22 protein-coding genes, 1 other RNA gene and 1 pseudogene are annotated in these 25,762 nt (G+C 40.5%); 7 read left to right on the top strand and 17 right to left on the bottom strand.

Annotation, left to right across the window (positions count from 1 at the left end):
* Positions 1 to 115: 115 nt before the first annotated feature.
* The 9 genes and pseudogenes from AC5NT5_RS05780 to AC5NT5_RS05740 form a co-directional block, all read right to left on the bottom strand.
* Positions 116 to 409 (bottom strand): annotated as a pseudogene (locus AC5NT5_RS05780) (transposase); the annotation flags it as partial.
* 306 nt (positions 410 to 715) lie between these two features.
* Positions 716 to 1,063, bottom strand: a complete 348-nt coding sequence (locus AC5NT5_RS05775; protein ID WP_182715264.1) for a ribonuclease E inhibitor RraB — start codon at positions 1,061 to 1,063, stop codon at positions 716 to 718.
* Positions 1,063 to 1,878: a polymorphic toxin-type HINT domain-containing protein gene (locus AC5NT5_RS05770; protein WP_494514283.1), complete on the bottom strand. Its 816-nt coding sequence runs from the start codon at positions 1,876 to 1,878 to the stop codon at positions 1,063 to 1,065. Before AC5NT5_RS05770 ends, AC5NT5_RS05775 begins: the two co-directional genes overlap by 1 nt.
* Positions 1,879 to 2,054: 176 nt before the next feature.
* Entirely contained in the window at positions 2,055 to 2,774 is a 720-nt protein-coding gene (locus tag AC5NT5_RS05765; protein WP_182682322.1) for a hypothetical protein, read from the bottom strand.
* 5 nt (positions 2,775 to 2,779) lie between these two features.
* Positions 2,780 to 3,355: a polymorphic toxin-type HINT domain-containing protein gene (locus tag AC5NT5_RS05760; protein WP_182682323.1), complete on the bottom strand. Its 576-nt coding sequence runs from the start codon at positions 3,353 to 3,355 to the stop codon at positions 2,780 to 2,782.
* Between the two features lie 355 nt (positions 3,356 to 3,710).
* On the bottom strand, positions 3,711 to 4,496 hold the full coding sequence (locus AC5NT5_RS05755; RefSeq protein ID WP_494514284.1) for an RHS repeat-associated core domain-containing protein: 786 nt from the start codon (positions 4,494 to 4,496) through the stop codon (positions 3,711 to 3,713).
* Between the two features lie 127 nt (positions 4,497 to 4,623).
* Entirely contained in the window at positions 4,624 to 4,845 is a 222-nt protein-coding gene (locus AC5NT5_RS05750; RefSeq protein WP_310736078.1) for a TnsA endonuclease N-terminal domain-containing protein, read from the bottom strand.
* Positions 4,846 to 5,103: 258 nt separating this feature from the next.
* An RNA gene (gene ffs, locus AC5NT5_RS05745) (signal recognition particle sRNA small type) lies at positions 5,104 to 5,200 on the bottom strand.
* Positions 5,201 to 5,339: 139 nt separating this feature from the next.
* Complete coding sequence (locus AC5NT5_RS05740) at positions 5,340 to 6,215, bottom strand: DUF3014 domain-containing protein (RefSeq protein WP_039484317.1); 876 nt, start codon at positions 6,213 to 6,215, stop codon at positions 5,340 to 5,342.
* A gap of 239 nt (positions 6,216 to 6,454) precedes the next feature.
* On the opposite strand from AC5NT5_RS05740, the gene AC5NT5_RS05735 reads away from it, so the two are divergent.
* Positions 6,455 to 7,600 carry a patatin-like phospholipase family protein gene (locus tag AC5NT5_RS05735; RefSeq protein ID WP_002958292.1) on the top strand — a complete coding sequence of 382 codons (1,146 nt, stop codon included), beginning with the start codon at positions 6,455 to 6,457 and terminating at the stop codon, positions 7,598 to 7,600.
* A gap of 15 nt (positions 7,601 to 7,615) precedes the next feature.
* Here the strand turns inward: AC5NT5_RS05735 and AC5NT5_RS05730 are convergent, their stop codons facing one another.
* A complete protein-coding gene (locus tag AC5NT5_RS05730; protein ID WP_494514285.1) occupies positions 7,616 to 9,589 on the bottom strand; it encodes a monovalent cation:proton antiporter family protein in 1,974 nt (657 codons plus the stop codon).
* 133 nt (positions 9,590 to 9,722) lie between these two features.
* Between AC5NT5_RS05730 and AC5NT5_RS05725 the strand changes: the two genes are divergently transcribed.
* A complete protein-coding gene (locus AC5NT5_RS05725) occupies positions 9,723 to 10,619 on the top strand; it encodes a GGDEF domain-containing protein (protein WP_182672024.1) in 897 nt (298 codons plus the stop codon).
* 30 nt (positions 10,620 to 10,649) lie between these two features.
* Here the strand turns inward: AC5NT5_RS05725 and AC5NT5_RS05720 are convergent, their stop codons facing one another.
* The 6 genes from AC5NT5_RS05720 to lpxB all read right to left on the bottom strand — a co-directional run bounded on the left by AC5NT5_RS05720 (position 10,650) and on the right by lpxB (position 18,607).
* Positions 10,650 to 11,003 carry a hypothetical protein gene (locus AC5NT5_RS05720; protein ID WP_182195842.1) on the bottom strand — a complete coding sequence of 118 codons (354 nt, stop codon included), beginning with the start codon at positions 11,001 to 11,003 and terminating at the stop codon, positions 10,650 to 10,652.
* The gene (gene tilS, locus AC5NT5_RS05715; protein ID WP_188161869.1) at positions 11,004 to 12,308 is read right to left on the bottom strand and encodes a tRNA lysidine(34) synthetase TilS; all 1,305 of its coding nucleotides are present in this window, start codon (positions 12,306 to 12,308) and stop codon (positions 11,004 to 11,006) included.
* Between the two features lie 82 nt (positions 12,309 to 12,390).
* Complete coding sequence (gene accA, locus AC5NT5_RS05710) at positions 12,391 to 13,347, bottom strand: acetyl-CoA carboxylase carboxyl transferase subunit alpha (protein WP_002958297.1); 957 nt, start codon at positions 13,345 to 13,347, stop codon at positions 12,391 to 12,393.
* Between the two features lie 16 nt (positions 13,348 to 13,363).
* Positions 13,364 to 16,855, bottom strand: a complete 3,492-nt coding sequence (dnaE, locus tag AC5NT5_RS05705; RefSeq protein ID WP_138488763.1) for a DNA polymerase III subunit alpha — start codon at positions 16,853 to 16,855, stop codon at positions 13,364 to 13,366.
* A 2-nt stretch (positions 16,856 to 16,857) separates the two neighbouring features.
* The gene (gene rnhB / locus AC5NT5_RS05700) at positions 16,858 to 17,460 is read right to left on the bottom strand and encodes a ribonuclease HII (RefSeq protein ID WP_154903575.1); all 603 of its coding nucleotides are present in this window, start codon (positions 17,458 to 17,460) and stop codon (positions 16,858 to 16,860) included.
* Positions 17,450 to 18,607: a lipid-A-disaccharide synthase gene (gene lpxB, locus AC5NT5_RS05695; RefSeq protein ID WP_494514286.1), complete on the bottom strand. Its 1,158-nt coding sequence runs from the start codon at positions 18,605 to 18,607 to the stop codon at positions 17,450 to 17,452. Before lpxB ends, rnhB begins: the two co-directional genes overlap by 11 nt.
* Before the next feature lie 301 nt (positions 18,608 to 18,908).
* Here lpxB and AC5NT5_RS05690 point away from each other — a divergent pair, with 301 nt between their 5' ends.
* The 5 genes from AC5NT5_RS05690 to cydC are packed head-to-tail and all read left to right on the top strand — an operon-like array spanning position 18,909 to position 25,326.
* Entirely contained in the window at positions 18,909 to 20,492 is a 1,584-nt protein-coding gene (locus AC5NT5_RS05690) for a cytochrome ubiquinol oxidase subunit I (RefSeq protein WP_002958301.1), read from the top strand.
* A complete protein-coding gene (gene cydB, locus AC5NT5_RS05685; RefSeq protein ID WP_494514287.1) occupies positions 20,489 to 21,628 on the top strand; it encodes a cytochrome d ubiquinol oxidase subunit II in 1,140 nt (379 codons plus the stop codon). The genes AC5NT5_RS05690 and cydB overlap by 4 nt, the downstream gene beginning before the upstream one ends.
* Positions 21,629 to 21,640: 12 nt before the next feature.
* Positions 21,641 to 21,805 carry a cytochrome bd-I oxidase subunit CydX gene (gene cydX / locus AC5NT5_RS05680; RefSeq protein ID WP_002958303.1) on the top strand — a complete coding sequence of 55 codons (165 nt, stop codon included), beginning with the start codon at positions 21,641 to 21,643 and terminating at the stop codon, positions 21,803 to 21,805.
* On the top strand, positions 21,795 to 23,588 hold the full coding sequence (gene cydD / locus AC5NT5_RS05675) for a thiol reductant ABC exporter subunit CydD (protein ID WP_494514297.1): 1,794 nt from the start codon (positions 21,795 to 21,797) through the stop codon (positions 23,586 to 23,588). Before cydX ends, cydD begins: the two co-directional genes overlap by 11 nt.
* Entirely contained in the window at positions 23,581 to 25,326 is a 1,746-nt protein-coding gene (gene cydC, locus AC5NT5_RS05670; protein WP_494514288.1) for a thiol reductant ABC exporter subunit CydC, read from the top strand. The genes cydD and cydC overlap by 8 nt, the downstream gene beginning before the upstream one ends.
* On the opposite strand, the gene AC5NT5_RS05665 is transcribed toward cydC, so the two are convergent.
* Complete coding sequence (locus AC5NT5_RS05665) at positions 25,309 to 25,701, bottom strand: septal ring lytic transglycosylase RlpA family protein (RefSeq protein WP_494514289.1); 393 nt, start codon at positions 25,699 to 25,701, stop codon at positions 25,309 to 25,311. The two genes, cydC and AC5NT5_RS05665, sit on opposite strands and share 18 nt — an antisense overlap.
* Between the last annotated feature and the right edge of the window lie 61 nt (positions 25,702 to 25,762).

Below are 25,762 nucleotides of genomic sequence, written 5' to 3'. Positions count from 1 at the left end.
ATTTAAAGTGAGTTTAAAAAATAACAACACTTGGTTTTTTTGAATAAAAAGATCAAGAAAACATAGCTGTCTGCTTGACCGGAACTTTCTAATGGGTGACCCTGCCGACTTTTCACAGCTTGTGCCAGCGAATAACAATCGCTTTATCATTTAGCCGTTCCGCTTTTTTATCATCTACATACAGCACTAAATGAGTGTGGTTACTCATGACTGCATAAGCGCACACGTCAATACAAAATACCTTGGCTAACTCTAACAGTTTATCTTCAACCCAGCCCCTGCGGTGCTCGTAGGATTGACCAGTAAAATGGTCTTCTCCACATAAAAATGCACGGCGCACGCAACGTGAAATACAGTGGTAGTACTTTGTATCTGCCAAACTTACTTGACGTTTTCTTGCGATAGCCATAAGACATCCTGCTTGTTTTTTACACTAAATAAAGCGTAGTACTTTGAGCGTAAAAGTGAAAAAAATTTGAGTGGATGTCTAGTTTAAATTTATAGCTAGAGAAAGGGCGGTAGTAAGTTGCAAAATAAAAGGCTCCTGAATAAATTCAGAAACCTTTATAAACTAACCAGAAGATCGGTCAATGGATCGTTAAGTATTTCTTAACTGATCGGCATTAAGCTTACGCTGGCTTTGAGTTGAGAGCAAATAATGCTAGTTTGGTTGAATCCTAGCCCCTGCTAGCGAGGCTTTGGATTCAACTTTTAACTATTGAGGGCTGTCTATTAATGCACCCCACCCATCACATTTAGTTCCAAACTCAGAAAGAATCCGGTTAAGCTCTAACTGCTCATTGATGACATTTTCATAGTTTAAAATTACATTTCTTTTGAAATATACAGAGATCCTTTCAAGGGAGCTAACTGCTTCTTCATTCTCAAATATATCCGTTTCATAGTTATCAGAAATAAACTTTTCATCACATATACTCTTTGCAGTATTTAAGTTCTTGGCATAGCAATAAAGTTCGATATCAATTTTACTTCCTTTTTTTATCCCATATTGAGCAAGCTCCTTTAGGGTTCTTCCATCATCATCATTTGGAAATTCTTCCATCATAGCTCCCCATTTTGCTTTCTGTACTTCTTACCCGGAGATTCAATAGCATTGTGATTCTTGTCACTTTTTACCCCGCCATACTGATCGATCAACCCAGATTCTTGCTTAAATGAATCCCTATCAGATGCAGCAGATTGAGTTTGAGTACTAACGTGAGCATCATCTGTTTGTTTCTCAACCCTCTTCGCTGAAATAGCTGCTCGTTCAGCATCACCTTTACCAACGTACACTTTTCCCGACTCGTGCTTATTCACATAAGTTCCTGTAGGACAATTGTGAACCAACACGTTTTTCTTCGTAACATAATAAGTATGAAAATCAGCAACAGTAAAGTTATAGGTTAAATCAAGGCGTTGTTCATCGGTGACGCTAACTACTTTCATAGAACTGTGACCGTCAGTTTCAATGAGATCGCCAACTTCTAACTCAATAGTCTGCTTCCATCCTTTTCCAACTACATAGAAGGGGTGGTTATCAGTAGCCTCAATTTTTTGCTCACCCCCCACCTCTCCAACCAACTTGATTTCGAAGATACCGCGATCTGGTTCAACGAAGATTTTGGTAACTGGCTTCCATTCTTGTTCACCCGTGTCTGTGTTCTTTGCCCAGAGCTTTTCGCCTAGTTTAACACCTTCTATATTTTTATAGCCGTCTTCTGTTAGGACTTGAGTTCCAGCGACAAAACAACATGAACGACTGACGCTCTTAGCCGCTGAATCACCTTTTGAGTTTGCCTTAATAATTTTAGCTAGACGCTTTGCTTTTTGTAATGTTTTAATCGGGTTTACAATTCCTAAAGCAGCATCAGTCACCGCGCTACCTAAACTTAATGATCCTGTTTCGGCATAGTTTAATGCAGTTTCTCCATCATCATGTTAATTCCTTTTATATACAAACCGGCTATTACATTGCGTATAGATAGATGCATTAAAAAAGCCTCGGCTAGTGAGGCTTTGGATTCAAATGATTTAATTGGTTACTATTTAAATTAGTTCCATTTGTTCCACATCATATCCTCGTTGCGCCAAAGCCCTTTTCCTTCTTCAAGCTTCATTACCAGATCTAATGTGGAGTCATACAATACAAGTGTACTCAGCGGAACGACTCTTGTATCCTCTTTTTTCACATCCGGACCTGCCCCTGAAAATAGCTCCCATTGATCAACTTCCCACCTCATTGCCTCAGTTACAGCGGCTCCCTTTAGGGCCTCTAAATTTGTCACTGCTGAACAATTTTTAGGTAACCCACTTGAGTAACTACGATCAAACCAAGACCACACTCTATTATTTGTGTCGTTCATAGGTAAATCACAATTCGGAACATCGATTGTCATTAATTGCTTTGGTGGTATTATCTGCATCAAACAAATTTTATCTGCTTTATAATAGTCGATGGCACCTAATGGCAAATTGTTAGACCAAGATTCTCCTGCTCTTTTCAGTTCAAAGCTTCCACTTATGTTTTCCACATTAAATGAGGATGCGCTAGGATTCTTCATCAAGTATTTCGCTGCACAATCTACTATATTTTTGGCTAATTGAGCCGAAAAATAAGCTCCCCCGGCAAAAAGTAGCTCCACACCAAGTTTTTCATGCAGCCCTATGGTATATAAAAAGCGCGGTGAACTTCCCCCACTTGTGGTATACACAAAATAGCCGTGACTATTGATAGCATTACCTATCGTATTTAATGCATCATTTTCATTCATTTAATCTACTTCTCTTTCGCATGTACTTCTTTATGACGGTCTTTGCAAAGTGCAGCACCATTTTCTTTAGTTGTTGGGCCACCATCTGCGTGACGCTGTTTATGGTGACCATCGATTTCACTTAAAGGTTTAGTCTCTCCACAACCAGCATATTTGCCACCTTGATCTTGCAACATTTCATTAGTTTTCCCCCTAGAGTATGTTCTTTTAGGATCTCTGTCACTGGGAGCACCAGAGCCTCTTCCTGTTGGAGTCTTGGGAACCTTCGAAAAGTCACAGACATTGTGTACCCACATATTCGTCTTACCAACGAAATATGTGTGATCAATGTCTACAGTAAAATTATAAGCATATTGTGGTTCTTCGTTAGCATGTATAGGCGCAATAGTAATATCGTTTTCAAACTTTGGTCCAGAAACAATAGTGCCTACTTCAATATCACCAGCCGCTAACAACCCAAGGTTATCTACATAAAATGGATGTTCTGCTGTTGTGGTAATAGACTCTTTTACGCCATTCTCATCTACAACTGTAAATGTAATAGTTTCTTCATGCCTGTCCTCAAAAGTACCAGCAGCCAAACTTACTGGCAGAACACTTCAGGCAAAAAAATGCAAAAACTGACCCCGATTGTTCTACTGCTTCATTTCTTTTCTAAAATAGAAATACAGAAAAATACTCCCTATAGCATTAAATAAAATTAAGACTAAAACTGTTATAAAAAAGCTTTTTTTCCTAATAACGCTAGCTACTAAGGGCATAATCAAAAGAGCTATAAATGCCCCAATTTGCGTTACGTATACAGCCAAGTGTAGTATTCTGTAGCACTCATCAAACACTGACGCCGTAACTAGAAACGTTAAAACTGCTAAAACTGCTAAAACAAATAAAATTATAGAATTGCGCCATAGTGAGCCGACATTTTTCACCGAAAAGTTAGTGTTTTTCATTTAGTTTATCCAAGTTAACTTCTGCCGGCACTTTAAAAAACCCTAAAGTAACTTCAACTTTTAATTTATTTTCATTGTTCAAGGATACATTCCCTGATTTTATTTGCCCTGTTAACTTAGGTCCTTCTTTAGTGACAGAAGTCACTTTAGGCACACCTGTACGACTATCGGATTTTTCTTCTACCTTAAATAGCTGCGCTTTAGCACTAGCAACATTTGAATCTATATTGGCTAACACTTCAATTGTTGTAACATTTTCAGTACCGTGGTCCCCATTTTGAACAGTCATAGAAGCTTCGCCACCAAACTTTGCTGTAGCATTGGGTGTTTTTATGCCAATCTTCGCTCCGATAGCAGGTCCCGCACTTACAGTTGTTGCTTGTCTTAAAGCTCTGTTTTGTTCAGGGGTAATCATCAATGATTTCGGATTATAAGAGTTTTTTCCCGTTAGATCCGTAGCATTGACTGGATCATTTCCCACATACGCGTACCAGTTCATGCCGTCTTCGTAGCCTATGGGGTCAGTCTGCATAAAACGCCCTAATTCATGGTGGTAAACCCGTGCTTTGTAGTGATAAAGCTTAGTACCTGGGATTAAGATTTGCCCTGTGTAACGGAAACGCGATGAGCTGGTATTAATCGGCTCTCCAAATGGGCCATACTTATGTGTTGCTATTATTGAACCTGAACCATTCGTTTCACTAATAATTGAGCCGCGCTCATCTGCGTGTAAATAGCGCTTGTTACCTGTGCCACTACTTTCGTACCACACCAGTGGGTCGTCTTCACCTATACCATGAACATAACGACGTAATAGACTACCGCTGCTGTTGTACTCAGCAACCAGTTTGTTTGCATCGTATAAGAAGGTCGTTTAACTCTATTTAAAGTAGTGTAATTTAAACGCCCCATTGCATTAGGTGAATGAAATTAGGGTTATTATCCGACTTGTCAACAAATCGAGCACGAAAGTCTTCGTCAGCAATTTTGCTTTGCGGTTTTACTTCTATAAATTTTTGCGTGCCGTCTGTGTGGGTAATTAAAAAGTCAGGTGTGTAACGGCAAGTACGGTTATCAAACTCATATTCGTAACCTAGTGGTTGTGCTTCAAATGCGGCTATTGATGGTGAAAATTAAAAATAGAAACATGCATCAAACTCTAAAGAGGATTCGACTAAATAAGTGATTTATCTTTTGACTAGCAAATTTATGGAGGTTTTTACACGGGTGTGTTTTATTTTGTAAATGTGAGTGAGCCATTTAACAATTTGGTTATTACTAAGCTATGTCAGTTTATACTTCTAATTTATGCCATATTTTAGTACAAATATGTCAACTTATACTTCAAACAACACCCAAATGAGGAATTTGGGTGGCAGTCTTACCAGCCACATCTCGGCACACACGTCACAAACTGTGGCTGCTCCCTTCCGGGCCTGACCAGGTTCGCCTGCTAGTGTTGCGAGAGGACCAATAAGACTACCATTGAGGGCCTTGGTTGGCGCGGGAAGGATTATCTCTACTTTTGCTCTGTTATTCAAGGGATAATCTAAAAAGAAAGTGCGATTGCATATTTCATATACAATCGCGACGTATTTAGCTGTTTTAGTGCGTATTAATTGTTCTCTAACTGCGCTTTTATATTACGAAGTGCTGCTTTTACTTTTTTCATGTTTTCTGGACCCATACGTAAAAGCTGTTTTTGCGCAGCAGGTAATTGCTCCCACTCCGAAAACGCATACTGATACGTCACTGAGTCGCGAAGTAACGGCAAGTCACCTTCAGGCTCTGGCGTATCAAGTAATAAATCGATCGCATCGGTTAGCGTTTGATTAAACTCATCATCGCCATAACCAATTTCACTGTATGCATTATTAATAAGTGGCTTGTACTCTTCGTACATACGAACGGCTTGCGCTGCACTCATACTGGTAAATATTTTCACATACGGGGTATAACGCTCGTAGCTGTTAGGGTTAATCGTGAGGATATCGCCTTCATTAACGCTAAATTTTTCTTCTGGCTGTACAACAGGCGTGTGCTTTTTAGCTACCTTACCTTTAGCTAGGTTATCTACAAATACAACACCACGGCGAATTACATCGTCGGTCACCATTAGGCTCATTACTGAGTCGCTTAGGTACTCATCCATTTTAGCAACCACAACTGCATCACTTTCGTTAAGTGTTGGTAGTGGCTCTACTTCAGGCTCCGGCTCACTCGGGCTTTGTGCTGGTACTTCAAGCTCGGCTGGTTTTTCTGGCATTACAGATGGCGCGTCTACCACTGGGTCATTCTCGGGTTTAAGCTCCATCATAGGTTGCTCTTTAACTGCGGGCTCTACCTCAGTGCGTGTTTCTTGCTCGTCACTTGGTGTGAGCAATACGAAGGCGGCCGCACATGCTACGACTATTAAAATAATAACGGCGAAAAGAATATTGTTATTAGGTGGACGTTTTTGAACATCTGATGCTTCTGGTTTATCTGACATACGAACTCCATAAAAATTAAAATGCGATATCACTTAGAGTACGCTAAGTGGATTAAATTCATTCTTACACAAATACTATGACATTTTATAATACGGCAATTATAGCAAAGTAAGTTACCTACTAAATTGGGTGATTAAATAATGTAATAAGCATTAGGGCAGTTATCCTTTGATTCTTCTAGCTTAAAGACTTACAGTTAATAAATAAAGTAAAGACGTAGAACAGTTTAACCACCAATATGAAAATCAAGCAAGTTGATCCACAAAAACCTAAAACTGCCTTATTACTTACAGGTGGTGGCGCACGAGCTGCTTATCAAGTCGGTGTGCTAAAAGCGCTAGCTCATAGTATGCCTCGTACTGCTCCATTGCCATTTAGAGTAATAAATGGCACCTCCGCTGGCGCTATTAACTCTGCTGCATTGGCATGTTACGCTTCTTGTGCGCATTTGGCTGTACGAAAGCTCGAATCAGTTTGGAAAAACTTTTCAACCTCTATGGTCTATAAAAGTGACTTTTTAAGTGTATTTGGCCATATTGCGCGTAATATTTTAACGAGCTTTCAGTCAGAGCATATTAACCACCCACCAGCGAGCTTACTAAATAACCGCCCTCTGCGTAGTTTATTAAACGAGATTTTAGATTTACACCGCATTGAGCGCAATTTACACCGTAATTATTTAGATGCGCTGTCTATTACAGCCTCAAGTTATACAACGGGTGACTCGGTTGCATTTTTTCAATCTAATACGCAAACATCGTGGCAACGTGCTAAACGCGAAGGCCGCGCAACTCGTATTAATGTTGAGCACTTAATGGCATCAAGTGCCATTCCTATGGTGTTTCCAAGTGTAAATATTTATAACCATTACTTTGGTGATGGCTCTATACATCAACTTTCTCCGCTGAGTCCGTCGATTCATTTAGGCGCTGAAAAAATATTTATTATTGGGGTAGACCAACCTAAAGAATTACACCCGCCGGGTTATTCGCCACATTATCCTGGACTATCTGCTGTTGCGGGGCATTTACTAGACAGTGTATTTACCGACACTATGCAATCGGATTTAGAGCGTTTGGCTCGTGTTAACCGAACATTAGGGCTATTACCCGCTCGTGACAAACATCAAGAACTTAAACAAATAGATACCTTTGTAATTAACCCTTCGCAAAACTTTAATGCTATTGCAGCGCAGTATTACGACGATATGCCTTGGGCTATTAAAGTATTGCTACGTACCATAGGTGTTAAAAAACATTCGCAATCGAGCTTAACCAGTTATCTATTGTTTGAAAAACGCTACACCCAGCATTTAATGCAAATTGGTTATGAAGACGGTATGAAAAAATTACCGGAGATACGCAAGTTTTTAGAACTAGATTAAGCCCTAACAGAAACGTTATTCTATGCCGTCGAGCAGGTAGTGCTCTACCCTCTCAACACGCCTTGGTTTACCTTGTAACACTAAAACGTCATTAGCCAATAAGGTTGTTTGTACTGATGGCGTGTCTATTTCGGCCCCTTCTCTGCGCAGTGCTTTTACCAGTACCCGACGCTTTTCTAAATTTAGATTTTCGATTGTTTTATTAACTGCATAAGCTTTATCAGGCAGAGCAACCACATGTAAGTACTCTAACCGGTCACTTGATGTATCTTCGTTATCTTTAAAATAGCCTGCATAAAAGCTTTGCATTAACGGATAACGATTACGACGCTCTTTACTTACTCTTCGCACAATACGCGTCATCGGTACGCCCGACATAGACAACACATGCGACACGAGCATTAAGCTTGCCTCTAACGACTCAGGTACTACTTCGGTTACACCTAGCTCTTTTAAATAATCTAGCTGGCTATCGTCACGGGTACGAATGAGTATTTTAACATTGGGTGCTATTTGCTTTATGGCATCAATAACAACCTGTGCGTGATCAAACTCTGTAAAAGTAATAATAACCAAGCGAGCTCGCTCTACTCCTGCGCACTTTAAAATATCTTTTTGTTTAACATAGCCAAATATGACAGGCTCACCTGCCGCTTTGCCTTCTTGCACTAAAATTGGGTTACTTTCAATCGCAACATAGTCAATTGCTTCGGGCTTTAAAAAACGCGCTATAGTTTGCCCAACTCGCGAAAAACCACAAATAACAACATGGTCGCTATAAAGCGTACTACTTTGTGGCTCACTCTCGAGCGCCAAACTTGGGCGATCGAGTATGCCTAAACGCTTTAAAATAAATGGCGTTTTATCAATCAAAAATGGGGTAAATGCCATTGAAAGCACACCAAGGGCAATTAAAAATGAAGCTTGCTCTGAATTTAATAATTGATGCTGGCCAGCGAGTGCAATAAGTACAAAGCCAAACTCCCCCATTTGCCACAGCATAATGCCACAGGCGAGTGAATCTTGGTTTCGCTCATGCATTAGCCGCGCGCTAAATGCTACCACTGCAATTTTTAATACCAGTAAACCCAGCAAGGCGCCAATAATTATTACGATATGTCCTAGTACAAATAAAATATCTAGCTGCATACCTACAGTAACAAAAAATAGCCCCATTAAAATATCGCGAAATGGGCGTATATCGGCCTCTAACTGATGCCTGTAATGGCTCTCACCTAACATCATTCCGGCTAAAAAAGCACCTAGCGCCATAGACAAGCCAAACATATACGTTAAAAAGCCTGCAAACAACGCGACTAATATGGTGGTAAGTACAAATAACTCATCGGTTCGTACTTGCGCTATTTCTTTAAACACAATAGGCAATACCCATTTACCAATTGCCCAAAGAAGCACACATACAAATGCGCCTTTACTTAGGGCAAACGCTAAAACCCAGCCAATACTTTGAGAGTCACTTGATGCAAATAAAGGAAGTATTATTAATAAAGGAACAACAGCAATATCTTGAAAAAGTAGAACACCAACGGCTAATTGCCCACGGCGCTGATTAAGCTCACCCGTTTCTTTTAATAGCTTAACTACTACAGCGGTTGAAGAAAGCGCCATAATTGTGCCGATGGTAAAACTGGTGAGTAATGAAAAGTTTAAGCAATATAGAATAATAATGAAGAGTAAACTGGTTATACCTACTTGTAATGAGCCCAAACCAAATACTAGGTTGCGCATTGCCATTAGCCGAGAAATAGAAAATTCTAGCCCTAAACTAAATAACAAAAACACAATACCCAGTTCAGCTACAAACTCTATTTCGTGAGATTGTGCAAGCCAGCCAATACCATGACTACCGGCTAAAACCCCCGTTGCTAGGTACGCTAAAATAGGCGGCAAGCCAATGCGCTTAAAAAACCACACAAAAAGAACTGCCGCGACTAATAAGCCAAAAATTTGAGCATTAATACTTTGCAAATGCAGCCTCGCGTTTAAATTAAACTAGTAGCTTGTAAGTAAATATAACAACCATATGTTTTTCATGCAATTTTAAAATATGGCACAAAAATAGCTTAGTTATTGCAAAGTAACACCCTCGGGGGAGAATTTAATGGAAAACGTCCATATTTTGACGCAGCGTGTGTCTGGTCGCGGTGATTTTTTGCCGTTTTCGGCTGAACAATCACCTACAAATGAAATAACTGAAACGCATGAACTCGTCGCAGAGCTACAAACAAGCTTAGTGATCGAGGATGTTCTGGCTATTTACGCTAAATTTGCAAAACAATTGCTCAATTTTTCTGGATTGCAGTTTCAATCAACTTTAGGTACTGCTCAAACATCACAAAGTGATACAAATAGTACACCCTATATTTTTGATTTAGCGATTAATAAAGACCACTTAGGGCAGCTAATTTATTTTAGTAAATTCCCGCTTGGTCACGCAATTGAGAAAAAATTACATACATTACATACTGCGCTGGTTTATCCACTTCGTAATGCGATGATGTATAGCCGCGTACTAAAGCTTGCCACAAAGGATGCGTTAACCGGTTTAAATAATCGTAGTCAATTTAATGACTTTTTACTTCAAAAGCTTGAAAACTGTCGCCGTTATCAACGTCCATTTAGTTTAATGTTGCTTGATTTAGATAACTTTAAACAAGTTAATGACAACTTCGGCCATAAAATTGGTGACGATACACTTAAAGAATTTTCAAAAGTACTGTGTAGTAGTATACGCGGCACTGATTCGGTATTTAGATTTGGTGGTGATGAGTTTGCTTTACTTATTGAAGACCCTGAGTTTACAACTAATAAAGTGATTGCTGAGCGTATAATGTGCTTAGTAAGAAAATCGCCATTAATGTCTAAATACAAAGTAACAACTAGTATTGGTTTTACTTTAGCTAACAGCCAAGATTGCGAAACTGAGATATTTGCTCGAGCCGATAAAGGTTTATACAAAGCAAAGGCATCAGGTAGAAACTGCGCAAAAGCATACTAGCCTTTACTTAACTGCATTAAATAAAAAAGCCTAGCTTCCCCCGCTAGGCTTTGCACTTACCAATTTATAAATAAACAACGCAGCACAGAATCCAAAAAAGAATCCGCTAATTAAATTAAGTAATGCGGTAATAGTAGCAAGCGGTGTAAATAATACTAAAAGCAGTGGCAGGCTCACGCCTGAAATAAAAAATAATCCACCTTTACCTAACCAATAAGCTAATAAAAGTACTGCAGATGCAATCCCACCAGCGACTGCATAACCTAACGTGACTATATTTAACTCAAGTAAAACATTAGCGATAACAGCAATAAGCGCTGTTATTAGCATACCCATTGGCGCTTTTGTTACTAACGATAAGCCAACATGCGGCTGTTTACTCATTTATTTACACTCCCAAAAAATACCATTTTCATCAACATGCTTAGCGCTTATAAAACAACCAACCACTTGAACTAATTCATCATTATAAAAAATAAGTGGCACACTGGCGCGTAGCCACGGCGCTATTTTTGCATCTTTAAACCAATGCTTAACTGTATTACTTCCAGGCTTTTTAAGTGGTTTAATACGTGCGCTATTGCAATTAAAGCGCACTATTACTTGCTCATTTGAGTGTGGAGGTCTTACTCCAAAACCAATGCTTTTAATTAATAAGCGCCCGTCTGCAAGTTTTAGCTGTGAATGATTTAGCTCAATATCTGTTAATACTTCATTTGGTGTTACAAAATACAAATAACCTTGATGACGACGTATTTGCCCATCGAGCAAATCAATACGCATTTGTGCGTCGTTTTTTGCGCACATTGCTTGATTAATAATTTGCTCAAGCTGCTTTTGCGATGGCATGACTTGTGTAAATAATGTAAGCCACGCACGTACTATATTTGCAATACGCGCTGCGCTGTATTCGTTTATTTGGCTAATGCACAGTGCTTGGTGCTCGTTAATACACTTATTTAAATCAAGCTGAGTATATTCATCAAGTAATGTTTGCTGTTGTTGTAGTAGCTCAATACTTCGTGCTGTACATTGTTCAAACCCAGTAAAGCGCTCGGCTAACACAGGTACTATTTTTGAGCGTAAAAAGTTACGGTCAAAACTTTCATCTGTATTTGAGTCATCAGTTATGTGGTTAATACTAAAGCGCGCTGCAAACGCTTCTATATCGCTTCGCTTTACGTTTAACAATGGCCTAAAACATACACGGCCACTTTGCAGCAAACGCGCTTGGTGCATGGCGCCAAGCCCTTTTAAACCCGAGCCACGCTTTAAGCGCAGTAAAAACGTTTCTACTTGGTCGTTTAAATGTTGGCCCAATAAAACAATGCTGCCTTGTGGGCTTAGCTCATCAAGTGCTTTGTAACGTGCATCGCGAGCTTGGGCTTCAAGGCTCGTACGCGACTGCTGCTCAATTACAACTTTTGCGGCTTTAAAAGGCACATCAAGCTCAATACATACGTTTTTGCAAAAGCGTTGCCAGTCATCGCCATACTGGCTCAAGCCATGGTGAACATAAATAGCCGATACATCAATTGCAGGGTTATCGGCCCTTAAAGCACGCATTAAATGCAGCAACACCACAGAATCAACACCACCAGAAAGCGCCACAGTAAAAACAGTGTTACCTTGCTCAATATAGCTATTTAGTGATTTTTTTAATTGCTGATAAATTGCTGTTGTATGCATATGGCCGCACTTTTATATAAAAATTCTGAACATTTTAAAGCAAAAAAGCCGCATAAGCGGCTTTTTTTAACAATTAATGTGTTTAGCAATAACCAAACGACATTAAACGTTTGTAACGTTGATCAAGCATTTCTTCAAGCGTAAGCGCTTGTAAGTCTGCTAGGTCACGCTTAAGGCGTACTTTTAAGTTACGTGCCATAGCATCGTAATTACGATGTGCACCACCTAGAGGCTCATCAACTAAGTTGTTGATTAAGTCTAGCTCTTTAACGCGCTCTGCGGTTACACCCATTGCTTCTGCTGCAAGCGGTGCTTTGTCAGCGCTTTTCCAAAGAATAGACGCACAACCTTCAGGCGAAATTACAGAATAAGTGCTGTACTGCAACATGTTAACTCTGTCGCCAACACCAATTGCTAATGCACCACCTGAACCGCCTTCACCAATAACCGTACATATTGTCGGCACTTTAAGTGACGCCATTACTTTTAAGTTACGTGCGATTGCTTCAGATTGACCACGTTCTTCAGCGCCAACACCTGGGTATGCACCTGGTGTGTCTATAAAGGTCATGATTGGCATTTTAAAACGCTCAGCCATTTCCATTAAGCGTAATGCTTTACGGTAACCTTCTGGCTTTGGCATACCAAAGTTACGTTTAATTTTTTCAGCAGTATCACGACCTTTTTGTTGGCCAATAACCATTACCGGTTCGCCATCTAAACGCGCAATGCCACCTAAAATAGCTGGATCGTTAGCAAAAGTACGATCGCCAGCAAACTCGTCAAATTCCGTGAAAATGCGCTCGATATAATCTCGAGTGTAAGGACGCAACGGATGACGTGCTAACTGTGATACTTGCCAAGCGCCTAAATTAGAAAAAATCTCCTGTTTTTGTTTGGCACTTTTTTCTTTTAATTTGCTGACTTCCTCTTCTAACTCAAGGTCTAATTCGCCAGCGCGGCTGATACTTTGTAATTCTTCAATTTTTGCTTCTAATTCTGCAATTGGAAGCTCAAAATCAAGATAATTGAGGCTCATGCTCTAAACTACCTAATTAGTTAAATTCTAGTTCTACATCTTGCGCAGCCATTAGTGATAACTTATGGATTAAGTCGTCACTTGGCGTAACACACCATTCGATCCCAAGAGTTAATTGCGCCAACGCATCTGGACGTTGGTAATAAACCTTGATCGGACACGTTCCCATTTTATAGGGTTCGAGTACTTTTTGTAATTTATCGAAGAAACCTGCCTCGATTTGCACCATGTTCAGCGTCATTTTAATCGCTTTAATACGCTTTTCACGCGCTTGAGCAATGGTGTTTATTTCTCTGGCGGTCATTGTAATACCACCGGAGAAGTTATCAAAGCTGACCTGTCCAGATATTACCAAGATATTGTTAACTTGAAGCATATCTTGGTACTTTTCAAACTCGTCTGAATACAAGCGTACATCAATCCGTGCACTCTTGTCATCTAAAGTTACTAAGGCCCAACGATTTCCTTTTTTATTAATTAATACCCTAGAAGCAATAACTAAACCAGCTGCCGTTGCAAACACATCACGATTAGTTGGCTGCAAATCTACTATTTTTCCGCTAGTGTAATGCCTAAGCTCACGGCGGTACTGATTTATCGGATGCCCAGTTAAATAAAGGCCTAGCGTCTCTTTTTCGCCATCTAACCACTCGTTATCAGTAAGCCCAGTGGCTTTAATAAAAGCTTGTTCAACTTCATCAGGCTCAGTGGCTAATAAACCAAATAAATCACTTTGTCCTAATTGCTCAGCTTTGTTGTGTTGATCCGCCGCACGCATAGCATCTTTTAAACTGGCTAGTAATGTAGCACGCCCAGATTGGGTTTTCTCTGGCCCTAATTGATCCAAAGCACCTGCGTAAATTAATTTTTCAGTGACACGTTTATTTAAGCGTTTTAAATCAACACGGGCACAAAAATCAAATAAATCTTTAAATGGACCGCCTTTTGCACGCGCTTCTAAAATTGCTTCAACCGGTGCCTCACCCACACCTTTTATCGCGCCAATGCCGTAAACAATTTCACCTTCAAGGTTTACTGTAAACTTAAACTCACCTGCATTTACGTCTGGTGGTAATAAGGTGAGCTTCATGTTTTCACATTCATCCACCAAAATAACTATTTTGTCGGTGTTATCCATATCGGCCGACATTACCGCAGCCATAAACTCTGCAGGGTGATGCGTTTTCATCCACAATGTTTGATACGATACGAGTGCGTAAGCTGCTGAGTGAGATTTGTTAAAACCGTAACCTGCGAACTTTTCTACCAAGTCGAAGATTTTTATCGCAAGCTCGCCGTCAATGCCGTTATTTCTTGCGCCATCTTCAAATGTTGAACGCTGCTTTGCCATTTCTTCGGGTTTTTTCTTACCCATTGCACGACGCAGCATGTCGGCGCCACCTAGCGTGTAACCTGCTAGTACTTGCGCAATTTGCATTACTTGTTCTTGATACAAAATAATGCCGTAAGTTGGATCAAGTATTGGTTTTAAGCTTTCGTGCTGATACTGCGCATCTGGGTATGAGATTTCTTCTCGGCCCAGTTTTCGGTCGATAAAGTTATCTACCATGCCTGATTGCAGTGGACCTGGGCGGAACAAGGCCACAAGTGCAATCATATCTTCAAAGCAGTCGGGCTTAAGGCGGCGTACTAAGTCTTTCATACCACGCGACTCTAACTGGAATACAGCGGTCGTTTCGGCGCGAAGTAGCAACTCAATACTTTTTTTATCATCCAGTGGAATGGTGTTTATATCAACGGGGTCTTTACCTTGGCGCTTCATGCGCACATTGGTCATATCGACCGCCCACTGCAATATAGTCAGTGTACGTAAACCCAAGAAATCGAACTTAACTAAGCCGGCTGTTTCTACATCGTTTTTATCAAACTGTGTTACTGGAAACTTACCTTCGTCATCACAATAAAGCGCAGCGAAGTCGGTAATAGTGGTTGGCGATATTACTACGCCACCAGCGTGCTTACCGGCGTTACGTGTACACCCTTCAAGGATGCGACACATGTCGATTAAGTCTTTTACCTCATTGTCGCCATCGTAGGCTTCTTGCAAGCGCGGTTCTACATCAAACGCTTTGGCAAGTGTCATACCGGGGTCACCCGGAATCAATTTTGAAATTCGATCAACAAACCCGTAAGGATGGCCAAGCACTCGCCCTACATCGCGTATTACCGCTTTTGCAGCCATGGTACCAAAGGTAATAATTTGCGAAACCGCATCTCGACCATACAAAGCCGATACGTGATCAATTACTTCGTCTCGTCTATCCATACAAAAATCGACGTCGAAATCGGGCATTGATACACGTTCAGGGTTTAAGAATCGCTCAAAGAGTAAGTCAAACTCAAGTGGATCAAGGTCGGTAATTTTAAGCGCGTACGCAACTAACGAACCCGCACCTGAACCACGACCAGGTCCAACTGGAATATTATTATCTTTACTCCACTGAATAAACTCCATTACGATTAAGAAGTAACCTGGGAATCCCATTTGGTTGATTACACCGAGCTCAATTGCAAGACGCTCATCGTATTCAACACGTTTTACTTTTCTATCTTCTTCGTCGGGGAATAAAAACTGTAGTCGCTCTTCTAGGCCGTCTTGTGACACTTTTACTAAAAAGTCTTCAATTTTAAGCGAGCCGGTTGGGTAATCAGGTAAAAAGTAAGTACCTAATTGCACAGTTACATTACAACGCTTAGCGATTTCTACGGTATTTTGTAGGGCTTCTGGAATATCGCTAAACAACTCAGCCATTTGCTCAGGTGTTTTTAGATATTGTTCTTCAGAGAATCGTTTAGGGCGGCGCTTATCATCGAGCGTGTAACCGTCAAAAATAGCAACACGAATTTCGTGCGCTTCAAAGTTTTCGGGCTTTAAAAACACCACTTCGTTAGTAGCTACAACTGGTAGCTGCTCTTTAGCAGCAAGCTCTACCGCCATGTGTAAGTAATCTTCTTCAAGCGGTCGGTTGGTGCGAACAAGCTCTAGGTAGTAGTTATCGCTAAAATGCTGCTTATAAAAACTAACAACTGATTCAATTACAGTCGGATTATTTTTTAATAACGCTTTACCTAAGTCACCGTCTTTAGCGCCTGAGAGAATAATTAAGCCTGCTTTTAGCTCAACTAACCACTCGCGGTCAATCACAGGGCGATGAAATACATGCCCACGCTGATACGCTTTAGATATTAATAAGGTAATGTTTTTATAGCCGTCGTTGTCTTTGGCTAATATGGTTAAGCGGCTTGGCTCATCAGGAAACTCTGGGCTACGAACCCAAAAGTCAGCACCCACTATAGGTTTAATACCTGCATTATGCGTGGCGCCATAAAAACGCACTAAACCACAAAAGTTCATTTGATCAGTAATTGCAATGGCTGGCATTTGCAGCTCTTGCGCTTTTGCGACTATTGGCTTTGTTTTAGCAAGGCCATCAACCATCGAAAAGTCTGAATGAACTCTTAAATGAACAAAATCAGGAGCAGCCATGCTTAGCCCTCACCATTGGCTTGCGCCAAAACGCGCTGCACAGGTTTAAAGCTTTTACGATGCTCGTCAATTGCGCCGTATTGTTCAAGCGCTGCAAAGTGCGCTTTAGTAGGATAACCTTTGTGCCCCGCAAAACCATATTCTGGGTGGCGTTTATCAAGTTCAAGCATTTCGTCATCGCGTGCTACTTTAGCTAAAATAGACGCCGCTGAAATTTCGGCCACTAAGCTATCACCTTTAACAACAGCTTGTGCTGGCATAGTGAGTTTTGGCAATCGATTACCATCTATAAATACAAATTCAGGTTGTGTGCTTAATGCCTCTACTGCGCGAGTCATGGCAAGCATCGTTGCGTGTAGAATATTTAACTCGTCAATTTCTGTTGGACTGCAGCGTCCATACGCGTAGCACAATGCTTTTTCTTTTATTTCAACTGCAAGTGCTTGGCGTTTTTTATCCGTTAACTTTTTAGAATCTGCTAAGCCTGCAATTGGTTTAGTGGGATCTAAAATAACGGCGGCAGTGACTACATCACCAACAAGTGGGCCGCGCCCTACTTCATCTACACCAGCAATTAAGGATACATTGGGTCTATCAATTTGCATTTATTAACTCCGCCACAGCATTGGCTGCTTGTTCACTGGCATTTAATCTAATTTTTTTGTGAATAGCTAAAAAGCGTGCTTTTAGCTCTTTGTTATCTGTGTTGAGCATAGGGGTAAGTGCGTTTGTTAAGTTAGTCACATTACACTCGGTTTGTAAAAACTCAGGCACTAGCTCTTCGTCGGCTAATAAATTAGGCAGCGAAAAGTACTTTATATTAAACGTAAATAAAGTTTTAAAAATCCAATAGCTCAAAGGCTTTATTTTATAGCCCACAACCATTGGTTTTTTATAAAGCATACCTTCAAGTGTTGCTGTGCCCGAGGCTAATAAAATAGCATCAGCAGCTTGCATTGCTAATTTTGATTGCCCATCAAGCAGGTTAACATTAAGGTTTGGCGCGGTAGCGTTTAATATATCACTAAACTGCGCTTTGCGTTTTTCGTTAACCAACGGCACCACAATTTTAAGATTGGGGTTTTTAGCTTGCAGCTCTGCGGCTGTTTTAATGTAAGTCTCGCTTAGCAAACCAACTTCAGAGCCTCGACTACCAGGTAGCAGCGCCAGTACTTTGTCATCAAGGCTTAAGCCAAGTTCTTCACGTGCTTTAGTATCGTCGTGCTCAAGTGCAATGTCGTCAGCCAAGGTATGCCCCACAAATGTACATGGCACTTGGTGCTTATCGTAAAATTCTTTTTCAAATGGTAATAATGCTAACACTAAGTTAGTGGCTGCACTTATTGTATGAATGCGCTTTTCGCGCCACGCCCAAACAGACGGACTTACATACTGCACGGTTTTAATACCCGTATCTTTAAGTGGTTTTTCTACACGTAAGTTAAAATCGGGTGCATCAATACCTATAAATACATCAGGTGGGTTATCTACAAAATGCTGCACGAGTTGTTTACGTATTTTAAGCAAACGTGGTAAACGCCCTAGCACCTCAACAAGCCCCATTACCGAAAGCTCATCCATGTCGTAAAGTGTTTTACAGCCCTGCGCTTGCATTTTAGGTCCTGCTATTCCTTCAAAAATAGCGTCCGGAAAGTGTTTTTTAAGGGCTTTAATTAAACCTTCACCTAAAATATCGCCCGACAGTTCACCTGCCACAATACCAATACGTAGTTGTTTTTTATCTTTATTCATTTGATTTTATTTCACAAGTAAACCAGGCGTTCATGCTTGTTAGTTTACCGTGTTTTACTGTTTGGTTAAACGCTTTAAATAACTGGTTTTTTATTACCTAAGTTAAGGCTTTATGTTGTTTGTTTTTAATACTGATGTAGCATAGGAAATATATATTACGCTTTACTAATATGTATGTTGACAAAGATTGCACAAACGTAAATACTATTACAAACTTTCAGTAATTACTGAAAGTTCATTAAATTTTAACTTTGCTAATAAAATGTTGCCCTGTTAATCCGTCACTCTCAAGGAGCCAATAATGATAGATGAAACCTTTGTGGATCTATCGCGATTACAGTTTGCTGTTACCGCTCTCTTTCATTTCTTATTCGTACCTTTAACGATAGGTATGACCTGGATTTTAGTTATTATGGAATCGGTTTATGTTATGACCGGTCGCGAAATTTATCGTGATATGACTAAGTTTTGGGGAAAATTGTTTGGTATTAACTTTGCAATTGGTGTGGCAACAGGCCTTACCATGGAATTTGAGTTTGGTACTAACTGGTCTTATTACTCCCATTACGTAGGTGATGTTTTTGGGGCTCCCCTGGCTATTGAAGGTTTAATGGCATTCTTTTTAGAATCGACCTTTGTGGGTATGTTCTTTTTAGGCTGGGACAGGCTTTCTAAACGCCAACATTTAGGCGCGACCTTTTTAATGGCCATTGGTACTAACATGTCGGCGCTGTGGATTTTAATTGCCAACGGTTGGATGCAAAACCCAGTAGGCGCTGAATTTAACTATCAAACCATGCGCATGGAAATGACCAGTTTTGCAGAGCTTGTGTTTAACCCTGTAGCCCAAGTTAAGTTTATTCATACTGTATCGGCAGGTTATGTGGCTGCCTCTATGTTTGTGCTTGGTATTAGTAGCTGGTACATATTGAAGGGTCGTGATTTAGCATTTGCTAAACGCTCTTTTTCAGTCGCATCAGGCTTTGGTTTAGCGTCAATTTTGTGTGTAATTTTACTCGGTGACGAATCAGGCTACGAAGTAGGCGAAGTCCAAAAAGTAAAACTTGCCACAATTGAAGCCGAATGGCACACAGAAGAAGCTCCGGCTGCGTTTACCGCATTTGGTTTTCCTGATTCAGAAGAGCAAGTAACACATGCGGCGGTTAAAATACCTTACGCACTTGGGTTAATTGCTACGCGCTCACTAGATGAGCAAGTAACGGGTATTAACGACCTAGAAAAACAACATGAAGTACGTATTCGCAACGGTATGATTGCTTATGAATACCTTACAAAACTCAGAAACGGTGAAGATACGCCAGATAATATTGCCAAATTTAATACTCTAAAAGATGATTTAGGTTATGGCTTGCTACTTAAGCGCTACACACCAGATGTTGTAGATGCTACTGAAGAACAAATTCAAAAAGCTGTTAAAGACTCTTTTCCTAAAGTAGGCCCTATGTTTTGGTCATTTAGGATTATGGTTGCCTGTGGTGTGGCCATGCTTGGTGTATTTATATTGGCATTTTACTACAACGCACACCGTGTGATTGAGCAAAAACGCTGGTTGTTATGGGCTGCCGTATTGAGTATTCCACTACCTTGGATAGCGATTGAATTTGGCTGGATTGTTGCCGAGTATGGCCGTCAACCTTGGGCTATATCTGAAATACTGCCGACCTTTTTAGCCACGTCGTCACTAACAGTAAACGATATTTTAATTAGCTTAACTGGATTTATTGTTTTCTATACTGGTTTAGCCATTGTGGAAGGCTGGCTGATGATCCGCTTTGTTAAGCAAGGGCCAAGCTCGCTACATACTGGTAAGTATCATTTTGAATTACCAAACAAAGCTGATAAAACTGAAGGAGAGCAATCATGATTTTTGATTATGAAACATTAAAAATGCTTTGGTGGTTGATCATTGGTGTGCTGCTTATTGGTTTTGCTATTACCGATGGTATGGATATGGGCGTTGCTATGTTGCTTCGCCTCGTTGGTAAAACAGATTCAGAGCGCCGCACAGTAATAAACACAATTGGCCCGCATTGGGATGGTAACCAAGTATGGTTTATAACTGCAGGCGGCGCATTATTTGCGGCGTGGCCTATGGTTTATGCAGCTGCATTTTCGGGCTTTTACTTTGCCATGATGCTAGTACTCTTTGCTCTGTTTTTTAGACCACTTGGATTTGATTACCGCAGTAAATTAGACTCAAAACGCTGGCGCAATAACTGGGATTGGGGCTTGCTTGCAGGCAGCGCAATTCCAGCATTAGTATTTGGTGTTGCGTTTGGTAATTTATTTTTAGGCGTACCGTTTAATATTGATAACCTTATGCGTGTTAGCTACCAAGGTTCATTTTTTGGCTTACTTAACCCATTTGGATTACTTGCAGGTTTAGTAAGTATTACCATGTTAGTTGCTCATGCGGGTATGTGGTTGCAACTTCGAACAGCAAGTGTGGTCGCAGAGCGTTCGGGTCAATATGGTCGCTATTCGCTTATTGTATTTATTGTGTTATTTGCTGCAGCTGGTTTTTGGGTGGCTAACTTAACGGGTTACCAAGTTGTATCTATGGCTGATACACAAAGTCATGCAGACCCTCTAGCTAAAGTAGTCACTACAGCGCAAGGTGCTTGGTTAAGTAATTACAGCACCCGTCCGTGGACAATGACCTTCCCTATTTTAGCCTTTGCAATGGCATTAAGTGCACTTGTGTTTTCAAAATTAAATAAACCTGCACTTGGACTTATTTCAACAAGCTTAATGTTAATTGGCGTAATTATGACGGCCGGTGTTTCTCTGTTCCCATTTATTATGCCATCAAGTAACAACCCTAATATTAGCTTAACAATTTGGGATGCGGTATCGAGCCATAAAACGCTCAATATAATGTTTGTTGCAGTGTGTATTTTTGTACCACTAATTTTGTCCTACACCACTTGGTGTTACGTAAAAATGTGGCGCAGAGTAACGGTAGAAGAAATTGAAAACAACACTCATGGTAGCTACTAAGGAGACTAAACAATGTGGTATTTCGCTTGGATTTTAGGTGTACTTTTGGCCTGTACCTTAGGTGTAATAAATGTAATGTGGTACGAATTTCATCAAAATAAAAACAGCATTGCTGATGATGAACAAGCCATGCACGATTTATTAAATGATGCTAACAACACAAAAGATGACGACTAACCCCCGACCAGATCGCGCGCAGCAGCAATCACTGCGCGCTTTTTTAAAGCGTCAAAGTAAACCCGCTGCAGTGTGGTTAAAGTTAAGCATTGCACTGGGTACTTTTAACGCATTACTGATGATTGCAGGTGCTTATTTACTGGCTCAAGCTATTCATAATGTAATGTTTGAAGGTGATAACTTAGCCCAAGTCACTCATTTATTATGGCCCTTAGCAGGCATTATTTTATTGCGCGCGGTGTTTTTAGCGTTTAGTGAGCGCTTAAGTGCATTTGCTGCGCTTAAAATAAAATCGGCTATGCGCCAAACACTTCTCCATAAGCTCAGCTTACTTGGGCCAAGCTATATAGAACAACACGGCCAAGGCGCTACATTAAACACCCTACATAATGGCGTTGAAGCACTTCACGACTATTATGCTAAATACTTGCCAGGTGTTGCTTACAGCGCGCTTATTCCGCTGGCAATATTGGTTGTTATTTTTCCGACAGATTATAAAGCTGGGCTGATATTTTTATTAACCGCACCACTTATTCCTTTTTTCATGATTTTAGTAGGCTCTAAAGCCGAAGCTTTAAACCAAAAACGCTGGAAGCAACTTGCTGTACTGGGCAATTACTTTTTTGACCGCGTGCAAGGTTTAACTCAGCTAAAACTATTTAATGCAACACGTACCGAGCTTAAACAAATAGCTAAAATTTCAGACGACTTTAGACACGCGACACTCGATGTTTTAAAAATCGCGTTTCTATCATCATTTGCACTTGAGTTTTTAGCCACCATTAGCGTGGCACTCGTTGCCGTAATTATTGGTTTTAGACTATTTTTTGGCACTCTTGATTTTGCCACTGGCTTTGTGGTGCTACTTTTAGCGCCTGAATTTTATTTACCACTGCGCCAGCTTGGTAGCCAATACCATGCACGTTTGCAAGGTATTAGTGCGGCGGCCGATATGGTTGCGATTTTAAATGCCCCACTGCCAAGTGACGTAAATGCGCCAGTAACTACAAGCGCACCTGAAAACAATTTAACTTTAAATACAATTAATTCAATAAGTATTACCGACCTTAATTTTATATACCCAGGTAGTAACGAAGGGATTAAAAATATAAATTTAACATTGCCAAATAAAGGCTTAATCGCAGTTGTGGGCAGTAGTGGCTCAGGTAAAAGTACGTTGTTTGATTGTCTATTAGGGTTTCACCCTGAGGTGATTAACAACCTATCTATTAATGATCAGAGTTTAAGTACAACCGATATTACTCACCTGCAAAATAATATTGCATGGATACCACAACAAGCGACGCTATTTTACGACACCATTGCTGCCAACATTAAATTGGCCAAACCCACTGCCACACAGCAAGAGCTTGAACACGCGGCAAAACAAGCTGGTGTGCTTGAATTTATTAATACCCTACCCGATGGTTTTAACACGCTGATAGGTGAGCAAGGCGAAGGGCTTTCTGGCGGTCAAAAACAACGTATTGCACTGGCTCGCGCATTTATAAAACAAGCACCAGTCTTAGTGCTTGATGAGCCCACTGCGCACCTTGATAGCCAAACAGAGCTGCTTATTCAAGATGCTATTAATGAATATGCTAAAAACAACTTAGTGTTAGTTATTGCCCATAGATTAAATACCGTTAAACATGCCAGCAATATCATTGTGATGCACGATGGAAAAATAGCTGAGCAAGGTGACTTTGAAACACTTGCAGCGCAAAATGGTGCATTTGCTGACTTACTAAAAACGGCTGAACAAGGGGTGGTGCATGCGTAATTTTATTCGCTTATTAAAGCTTTGTGCTCCTCATTACAAAGCTATGCTATTGGGTACATTTTTAGCAACGATTACGGTATTAGCTAATGTGGGCCTGTTGGCTATATCTGGCTGGTTTTTAGCATCAATGGCCGCTGCTGGTATTGCGGGCGTACAAATGAATTATTTTACTCCTGCCGGCACGATTCGTTTTTTAGCTATTGTGCGAACAGCATCGCGCTATGGCGAACGCCTAGTTACCCATAACGCCACGTTTTTATTACTAAGTGAAATACGTACCAATGTATTTGCAACGTTAAGCAAGCTTAACAATGTTGATTTAGCAATGAGCCGCAGCGCTGATTTAGTTAACCGATTACAAAACGATGTAGACGCACTCGACAAATTTTATTTAAACGTTTTACTTCCTATGTTGGTCGCTCTTTTAAGTGTGCCAATCATCATGCTGTTTATGTCGGCCTATAATGGCAACGTCGCCCTTATTTGCTTTACTGGCATTATACTTATTGGTGTGGTTATACCTGCCCTACTTAGCATAAAGCTCACTAAAAACAGCCATAAAGAAACACAACTGAGTGCACAACTTCGCTCTGAGCTTTCAGATACACTTACAGGCCTTAGAGAGCTTAGTATTTATCAAGCCCGTTCGCAGCAGCTTAATAAGTGCGACGAATTAAGCGAGCAGTACAATCAGCAATTATTTATTCGCCACAAAGCACTGGCAAACTCAGATGGGTTAAGCTTGTTGGTTGTTCAATTAGCCATGCTTGCTAGCATAGTAACCATAGTGCCACTGGTATACACAAGCAGTATGGTAAATGTAGAACTTGCTATGTTGAGTTTATTTGTACTTGCAAGCTTTGAAAGCGTATTGCTACTACCCAATGCGTTTATAGAGCTTCCAAGTGTTTTAAAAGCAGCAGAGCGGTTGTTTACACTTGAAGATAAAGCAGCTAGCTCACAAGTTAAAGATACACATGTAGACATTGATGAAAACTTTAGCGCGCAAAACCACACGTTAGCACTTAACAATATTAGCTACCAATATGGTGAGCAAACAGCGCTTACTAATATCAGTTTTGAGTTAATGCCCCAGCAAAAAGTAGCGATTGTAGGTAGAAGCGGCAGCGGTAAAACAACGCTTGTAAATTTACTAACTGGTTTATGGCCTTTGCAACAAGGCAGCATAACGCTAAACAATCAAAATAACGTTGTTGACTTACATTCGTTAAATAATGATATACGCGCAAGTGTGATAAATATACTCGCCCAGCAGCACCATATTTTTGATGGCACATTAAGTGAAAATTTACGTTATGCCGCGCCAAATGCAACTAAAGAGCAAATGATTGAAGCGCTCGCATTAGCTCAATTGAGCCCATGGTTTAGTGAGCTAAAAGAAGGCTTAAAAACACGATTAGGCACTGGCGGGCGTAGCGTGTCGCAAGGCCAGTCTAGGCGTATAGCCATTGCCCAAGCATTACTTAAAAACCCTGCTATTTTAGTACTTGATGAACCAACTGAAGGTCTTGATAATCAATCTAAGCAAGGGGTAATGCAAGCAATAATGCACGTTATGAATAACGCCAGCGTGCTGACAATTACGCACGACCCCGCTCTACTTGCTCAAATGGATAATGTTGTATGGTTAGAAGGCGGCAAAGTAGTTGCACAAGGCTCTCATAAAGAGCTCAGTGGCACTCATCCCGACTATGTTGCGCTAACTACCCGGTTTTAAAACCGTTACTGATACATCAATAACGCCGACTTTAGGGTCGGCTATCTTTTTAAACATACTCTTTGATAAATCAATAATACGACCTCGCACATACGGGCCTCTATCGTTAATTCTTACCGTGACTGATTTGTTATTAGCGAGGTTGGTAACAACGACCTTAGTGCCAAAATCGAATTCTAAATGGGCTGCTGTGGCGGCTTGTTGGCTAAAGCGCTCTCCGTTGGCAGTTGTTCTCCCGTGATATTTGTCAGCATAAAAAGATGCTTTACCAACTTGAGTAACCTCTCCAGTAGATGATTTAACAATAGGTTGGCTACTACAAGCGGCTAAAACTGAAGTAATAAAAAGAGTGACAACTAACTTAGGTAAACGCATAGGATGACTTTTATTATACAAATTAGATGCATACTAACTTGAGCTCGCTGAGTATTAACTG

The sequence above is a fragment of the Pseudoalteromonas sp. J2K-J599 genome (assembly GCF_059295115.2).
Note: the sequence above shows the minus strand (reverse complement) of the source record. Positions and strands in the feature narration are given on the sequence as shown.

Bases quoted from the DNA above. Each gene is read 5' to 3' on its own strand.
- AC5NT5_RS05775 (WP_182715264.1), bottom strand. From the start codon at position 1,063: ATGGAAGAATTTCCAAATGATGATGATGGAAGAACCCTAAAGGAGCTT.
- AC5NT5_RS05765 (WP_182682322.1), bottom strand. From the start codon at position 2,774: ATGAATGAAAATGATGCATTAAATACGATAGGTAATGCTATCAATAGT.
- AC5NT5_RS05740 (WP_039484317.1), bottom strand. From the start codon at position 6,215: ATGTCAGATAAACCAGAAGCATCAGATGTTCAAAAACGTCCACCTAAT.
- AC5NT5_RS05735 (WP_002958292.1), top strand. From the start codon at position 6,455: ATGAAAATCAAGCAAGTTGATCCACAAAAACCTAAAACTGCCTTATTA.
- AC5NT5_RS05725 (WP_182672024.1), top strand. From the start codon at position 9,723: ATGGAAAACGTCCATATTTTGACGCAGCGTGTGTCTGGTCGCGGTGAT.
- AC5NT5_RS05720 (WP_182195842.1), bottom strand. From the start codon at position 11,003: ATGAGTAAACAGCCGCATGTTGGCTTATCGTTAGTAACAAAAGCGCCA.
- tilS (WP_188161869.1), bottom strand. From the start codon at position 12,308: ATGCATACAACAGCAATTTATCAGCAATTAAAAAAATCACTAAATAGC.
- accA (WP_002958297.1), bottom strand. From the start codon at position 13,347: ATGAGCCTCAATTATCTTGATTTTGAGCTTCCAATTGCAGAATTAGAA.
- dnaE (WP_138488763.1), bottom strand. From the start codon at position 16,855: ATGGCTGCTCCTGATTTTGTTCATTTAAGAGTTCATTCAGACTTTTCG.
- rnhB (WP_154903575.1), bottom strand. From the start codon at position 17,460: ATGCAAATTGATAGACCCAATGTATCCTTAATTGCTGGTGTAGATGAA.
- lpxB (WP_494514286.1), bottom strand. From the start codon at position 18,607: ATGAATAAAGATAAAAAACAACTACGTATTGGTATTGTGGCAGGTGAA.
- AC5NT5_RS05690 (WP_002958301.1), top strand. From the start codon at position 18,909: ATGATAGATGAAACCTTTGTGGATCTATCGCGATTACAGTTTGCTGTT.
- cydB (WP_494514287.1), top strand. From the start codon at position 20,489: ATGATTTTTGATTATGAAACATTAAAAATGCTTTGGTGGTTGATCATT.
- cydX (WP_002958303.1), top strand. From the start codon at position 21,641: ATGTGGTATTTCGCTTGGATTTTAGGTGTACTTTTGGCCTGTACCTTA.
- cydD (WP_494514297.1), top strand. From the start codon at position 21,795: ATGACGACTAACCCCCGACCAGATCGCGCGCAGCAGCAATCACTGCGC.
- cydC (WP_494514288.1), top strand. From the start codon at position 23,581: ATGCGTAATTTTATTCGCTTATTAAAGCTTTGTGCTCCTCATTACAAA.
- AC5NT5_RS05665 (WP_494514289.1), bottom strand. From the start codon at position 25,701: ATGCGTTTACCTAAGTTAGTTGTCACTCTTTTTATTACTTCAGTTTTA.